At 51.3% G+C, this 5,757-nt stretch carries 8 protein-coding genes and 2 pseudogenes; all 10 read right to left on the bottom strand.

Annotation, left to right across the window (positions count from 1 at the left end; genetic code table 11):
- A partial coding sequence (locus B5477_RS15500) for a replication initiator protein A (protein WP_479725088.1) occupies nt 1–157 on the bottom strand: 157 nt, incomplete at its 3' end.
- A 189-nt stretch (nt 158–346) separates the two neighbouring features.
- On the bottom strand, nt 347–733 hold the full coding sequence (locus B5477_RS00045; protein WP_079697810.1) for a cysteine-rich VLP domain-containing protein: 387 nt from the start codon (nt 731–733) through the stop codon (nt 347–349).
- Nucleotides 723–2,339, bottom strand: coding sequence for a relaxase/mobilization nuclease domain-containing protein (locus B5477_RS00040; protein WP_079697809.1), 1,617 nt, complete (start codon nt 2,337–2,339; stop codon nt 723–725). The genes B5477_RS00045 and B5477_RS00040 overlap by 11 nt, the downstream gene beginning before the upstream one ends.
- Nucleotides 2,311–2,709, bottom strand: a complete 399-nt coding sequence (locus tag B5477_RS00035; protein WP_079697808.1) for a plasmid mobilization protein — start codon at nt 2,707–2,709, stop codon at nt 2,311–2,313. The genes B5477_RS00040 and B5477_RS00035 overlap by 29 nt, the downstream gene beginning before the upstream one ends.
- Before the next feature lie 585 nt (nt 2,710–3,294).
- Entirely contained in the window at nt 3,295–3,708 is a 414-nt protein-coding gene (locus B5477_RS00030) for a DUF3788 domain-containing protein (RefSeq protein WP_079697807.1), read from the bottom strand.
- A 129-nt stretch (nt 3,709–3,837) separates the two neighbouring features.
- The gene (locus B5477_RS00025) at nt 3,838–4,035 is read right to left on the bottom strand and encodes a helix-turn-helix domain-containing protein (RefSeq protein ID WP_079697806.1); all 198 of its coding nucleotides are present in this window, start codon (nt 4,033–4,035) and stop codon (nt 3,838–3,840) included.
- A complete protein-coding gene (locus B5477_RS00020; protein WP_079697805.1) occupies nt 4,028–4,450 on the bottom strand; it encodes a sigma-70 RNA polymerase sigma factor region 4 domain-containing protein in 423 nt (140 codons plus the stop codon). Before B5477_RS00020 ends, B5477_RS00025 begins: the two co-directional genes overlap by 8 nt.
- A 162-nt stretch (nt 4,451–4,612) precedes the next feature.
- Nucleotides 4,613–5,056, bottom strand: coding sequence for a zinc ribbon domain-containing protein (locus B5477_RS00015; RefSeq protein WP_079697804.1), 444 nt, complete (start codon nt 5,054–5,056; stop codon nt 4,613–4,615).
- Nucleotides 5,057–5,185: 129 nt separating this feature from the next.
- Nucleotides 5,186–5,314, bottom strand: a pseudogene (locus B5477_RS00010) (Maff2 family mobile element protein); the annotation flags it as partial.
- A 63-nt stretch (nt 5,315–5,377) separates the two neighbouring features.
- A pseudogene (locus B5477_RS00005) lies at nt 5,378–5,644 on the bottom strand (VirD4-like conjugal transfer protein, CD1115 family); the annotation flags it as partial.
- Nucleotides 5,645–5,757: the final 113 nt, after the last annotated feature.

Raw genomic sequence — 5,757 nt, 5'->3', positions numbered from 1 at the left:
TGGTGGTGCTGCCTTTATCCAGTATTTCGGCTATCTCCGCGATGGGATAGATAATATAAATCCTGCCCTCGTCGTCCTGCCACTTGTTCTTCTGGGAGAGGGTGGAGCGGTCTAACAGCAGCGCATACAGCAGCTTGGCGGTCTGGGAAATCTCCATTTTCAGCAGGAAACGGGGGTAAGGCAGATAGGCGGGCAGCTTCGTGTCTGCCGTGATATAATCAGCGATAGGATCACCTCCCTGTGTTCGGGTTGATTTTGGCGGTTTGTCACGCGTTAGGACGGCGTTTCCGGGGGAAAAGGATAAATGTATCACGCACCCTTTGACACCCACGAAAAAAGCCTTGATTTATGCGGGTTTGAAAGGCTCTAAAGCGTGACATCTCTGCCTTTGTTTCCGCTTTCGCTCGGCGGCTTTGATTTTCTTCATGCGTCCGGCGCAGTCCGGGCAGTATTTCCCCCGGTTGGATTTGGGGACAAATGCCGCGCCGCAGACCGCACACCGTTTCCGGCTCCCCCGGTACAAGAGGGCTGCGGCCAGTTCCCCGTCAAGGGGCAGGACAGCCACACGGAACCATCGGCACATGAGGGAAAGGGAAATGCTCTGGACGCACACGCAAGGCTCCCCGTCGTCTAACAGCAGGCAGTTCCCCGCGTCGTAGTTACAGCACTCATTCACCAGCCGCCGCGCCCGCCGGTGCTGGCGGTAGTCCATTCTCGGCAGCTTATCGCTCATGGCTCTGCTCCTTTCTGCGGCGGGGTTCCTCCCGGCGCAAAATCTGGTCGATGTTCCGCTTGACGGTCTGCAACTCCTTAAACCGCTGTTTCTGTTCGTGATAGGTGTTATACAGGCCGGATTTCTTGGAAACAAGCTGCTCGATCTCGTCCTGCAACGCTTTCCGGGCGGGCAGCCTGGTAATGCCATGCGCCTTGAAATACCGGGCGGCTGCGTCGGCTATGATAAAGTCGCTCTCATGCGTCTGCCGGTATGCGGCGCGGGCTTTCTCGGATTTCTGCGCTTTCAGCCCGTCGCGGGCGGGCTTGGTCTTGGCATAGGCAAGTACCTGCCGCTGCAACTCCTTTTTCCCTTGCAGCTTCGTTTCCAGTGTTTTCAGTTCTCCGCTGGTCTGGCGCATTTCCTCATAGGCGGTATCAACGGCGGCTTCTAACTGCTCCGGGGAAGTGAAGCCGTATTCCTGATACACATTCAGCGTCGCGGCCATCTGTTTGAGATTGTGCATGGTCGCCCAACGCTCATAGCCCCGGCCTTTGCCCTCGGCTTTCTTCTGCTCAATGTCCACAAGCCGCTGCACATTCGGAGCGGTTTGAGGGGCTTTTGTGGGCTGTATGCCGGTTTTCCCATGCCGCTGGTATTCGGGTATGGCTGCGGCCTTTTCTGTGGCTCTGGCGGCGTTCTGCTCCAAAACGGCAAAGACAGCGGCGCGGTCAAAGTCGTCGCCCAGCTTGCGGGCGGTAATGGGCTTTGTCCTGTCCGGCGTGAGGTAACTAAGCCGCCCCCGGCTCTCCTTGACGGCCACGCCCTCCCGCAGCAGCAGAGAGGAAAAGTCCTCGAATGAGGTCGCCGCAGACAGCGCGGCGCGTATGGTCTGCCGCAGCTTCTCCTTGTTCGTTTCAAACTTGGTCTGCCGGGGCGTGATACCGCCTGCAATCATGGGGGCGTTCTGCTTGTCCAGCGCGGCCTGTCCCTTTTTCTGCGCCCAATACTCCCGGTCTGTGACGCGGTTCTTGCTGCCGTTCAAGAGGTCGATTTGGTAAAGCCCCTCCCGGTGGCACATCTCCATGACTTCGGACTTGAAGTAGCGCAAGGCCGCGTCGGTACAGCGGTGCTTGCACCCGGCTTTCGTGTCGGCTGGCCTGTCCATGTAGGGCAGGAACGGGACTTCCTCTATCCGCAGCGAATTGATAACGATATGCACATGGATATTGCCGCTGTGGTTATGCCCGTCCGGGTGGGTGCATACAAGGGCTTGGTGGCCGGGGAAATGCTCGGCGCAAAACTTCTCGCCCAATTCCTGCGCCCGGTCTACGGTCAGGCCGTTGTCCGGGCCGTCCCGTGGGTCAAAGCTGATGATATAGTGGTGACTTTTCACATCTTCCCGCCGTTGGTTTTTCTCATAGCGGAGATTTGCCCGCATACAGGCAACGGCAAAATCCTCCCCGCCGCAGTTCAGCGTGGACAGCCGGTAGTCCTCGCGGGGGATAAGCCTGCCGGTTTCATCAAGGACAGGCTTCATGGTAAACTCGTCATGTTCAAACAGCAGGTATTGTTCGGCGGCTCCGTAGTCGGCGTTTTTAGAGTTGATATGCTTGAGTGTTGCCAACCGCGTCACCTACTTTCTTTAGGACTTCATACTTGAGGGCGGCAAGGTCGGCTATGGCGGCTCGTACCTCGCCGGACAGCGCGTTATAGGTTACGCCGTACTCGTTCAGATACCGGGCAATCTGGTTGAGGTTGCCGCCAATCCTGCCGTACTCGGCTGTGAGTTTCCCGACAGCGGAGAGCAGTTCATCATTGACCGCTGACACATGGATAACGGGGCGTATGGCGGTGCGCCGTATCGCCTGCCGGAGAAATTCGGACTGGCTGATACCATAGGGCGCAAGCCGCGCTGTGAAGTCGGCATATTCTTCTTCGGACAGCCGGGTTTTCACAACGCGGCTGCGGTGGGGTGTGTTGTATTTCTTTCGCATGGTCGTGACCTCCTTTCTTGCCGCATGAGCGCGGCGGGGATAAGCGGCGCAAGCCGCAAAGCAGGGTTTGGGGAAGGCACTCCCCAACAAGTTTCCCGCGAGGGGCAAAACCGCAGAATTGCGGATTTTGGCACCGTGGTAGAAACTTGCTCTGTAACTGCCACAGACTGCCCCTGTCTGGTTTTTTCGTACATAGAACGGGCAGGACAGGGCTTTCAGCCCGCTGTGGGCGGCCTTTTTTCCTTTCGCCAATATTACTCCGCAGAGGGGCTTTGCTGCCCGCTAAACGGGGATTTTCTCAAAATTTCTTTTGCTTCTGTAATGCGGGAAAGGGGATTTTGGCAACCGGCGAGCAGAAAATTTTTCCTTTCACTCCCCACACCACCGCGTTTTGAAATTTGCCAAACGGAGCAGGCAGTTTTTTCTGGCTTCACCTACCTACTACGGGTAATTTGCGATTTTGCCAAATGGACAACAAAAAAGCAGCAAATCTTTTTCAGACTTACTGCTTTCGCTGGCCGCCGGTGGCGGCTGGTATTCAGTTTTGAAAGTTCAAGTTTAGATTTCCCCAACGAATTGGAAATGTTATTTCCGATTCGGTTTTCTTTTGATAGCTAACAATTTCATATAATCATCAAATTCAGCCATATTAGTCGGTTCAAACATTACCCATTTTCCGTCGTGGTAGGTTTTTGCTTCATCATATTGTTTACAAACGGAATTAGAAAGGCTATCCCTAATATCTTCAAATTTTGTCCTTTCATCTTTTCCAAAAATAATCATGAAACCAATGCAATTACTTTTTGCATATAGGCAACAAAGTGTTTTGCCACCTCTACGATATTTATACTCGTAAGTCCAATTCTTACCGCCAGTATTCCAAAGTCGTTCCATATCGTATTTTTCATCAATAGCTGAACATAATGTTTGCCATACTTCAAATAAAGATTGTCCGAGCAATTCAGTCATAGTTGATTGAGATGGTATATTTTCGAGCATTGTATCACCTCCATAAATGTGTGTTTATCGCTGGGTCTATTATACTATATCTGCTCTTCCTTGGAAATAGATGAATTGTAAACTTGCTGAGTGGCACCGCTAATGACAGTTGGTATTCAGTTTTTCAATCTATCGGTCAAAGCGAAACTTGAATAGCGCGGCAATTAGCTGTTGCTTCACATATTCCTCAACCTCGGCGTTGACCTGCACGTGTACTTTGGAAAAGTAGCGGATATATCCGGCGTAGTGGGAAAGAACGGCGTTTACCGCTTCCGGGTCGCCCTCATGGGCTTTGACGATTGTTTCATAGGGCAGAAGTTTACTCATGCTCTTTTCCCTCCATGAGCCGCCGTAGTCGCTGCAAGGCAAGCTGGATATGCCGCCCCGCTGTGCTGCGTGTCCGGCCGATATGTACGCCGATCACGCGCTGCGGCTGGCGCAGGAAATAGTAACGGAAAATTTCTTCCTGTGCCTGCTCCGGCAAAAGCGCAAGGGCGGCGGCAAGTTCCGCATGGTATAGAACGGCGGTCTGCCCGCAGGCAGTAAAAAAATATTCTTCAAACTGCTCCGGCTCGGCAAACTGGACAAACTTCTCATTCATCAGATAGTCAAGGGAAACTTCCCGTTCCCACCTCCGACGCAGCTTTAAGATTATATCTATGGCTGCGTGTCGAATGACAATCTTGCAAAAGGCATTGAATGTGTATTGGATATGCACTTTATAGGCTTCATCTTCGGTCATGGAAATTCCCCCTCTCTGATAATAGTGCGGGGCGGCAGCACTCCTTGCTGTCGCCCCTTGATTGCCTATCTGCAAAGGCGGGCGGGGCTGTCAACGGCGGCGCGTATGCGCCGTTCATCTTGACCGTTGACTGGCTCGGCTGTCTTTGCTATGAAGATATAGTTATTTCCAGTGCTTTAATTGCGAAAGGTATAAATCAAACTGATTCCGTCTGGTTTCTTCATCTGCGTTATCGGGATTTGGCATATTCGTAACCAGATAATCCAACAAAGATTCCTTGGATTGATATGCAAATTCCCCATTAGCATAGCACCATTTACAATAGTCCTCGTTATAGCTTCCGTCTGGTTCTCGGCTAATCAGACCATCTTCATTCAATGGCATTCCGCAACACTGACAAACAAGTTGCCGTGGAGAACCCAGAAGCGTATTGATTGACACATCAAAAACTTGTGATAACAGTTTTAAGGTATCTGTATTTGGTTGTGTTTCGCCTGTTTCCCAGCGACTAACCGCCTGTCGGGTAACTTGCACACGTTCAGCCAGTTGTTCTTGCGTAAGGTTGTTTTTCTCGCGTAAATTTTTAAGAATACCTTGTATTTCCATAGCCGTTCCTCCTAAAGGATGTTTTTACTCATTATAACTTCAAAACGGGCTTTCAACAAGCAACTCGCTGTTGCTACGGAATAGTGGGCTGCTGTCTATCAATTCTTATGTGTTACTTTATGGCACATGAGCATTTGCGCCCGGATTGTCGTTGCCGTAACCCTCCATGAGGTTAATGGCACCCCAAATGCCAAGACCTGCGCCAAGCGCGATAACCAAAGTCTGCAATACACCAACTGCGCTGTTGAAAAACTCCATATAAACCTCGCTTTCTGCCGCTGTGCGGCTCAAAAAAAGTTGTTGAAAATGAAAATGCCGCCGTTATTCCTCGGCGGCTGCGTCCTCGTCGGACAAATCTATTTCGTATATGTCAAAGGCTTCATCGGGCTTTACGATTGCCGGACGGGTAGACATATACCGTTCCACGTCAAAAGCGTTTCTTTTGTCGAAGTCGGAAAGGTATTTGTAGTTCGGGTGTTTCGTGATGTCGTATTTGTCGCTTAAAAAGGGACGCACACCGCGTAGCTGCAAAATACATTTCCCACCGTCCATAACTGCTATTTCGTCCTGTGTCATCAGCTCTTTGCCACAATGTCAAGTGGTAAATTCAAAGTTTGATATTAAGATGTTTGAGGCAAATTTCTTGACAAATAAATTGATTTGCCCGATAATATGAGATACAGATACCCCTAGCGGTATAA

The organism is Provencibacterium massiliense (assembly GCF_900169495.1).
GTDB classification, from domain to species: Bacteria; Bacillota; Clostridia; order Oscillospirales; family Ruminococcaceae; genus Harryflintia; species Harryflintia acetispora.
Note: the sequence above shows the minus strand (reverse complement) of the source record. Positions and strands in the feature narration are given on the sequence as shown.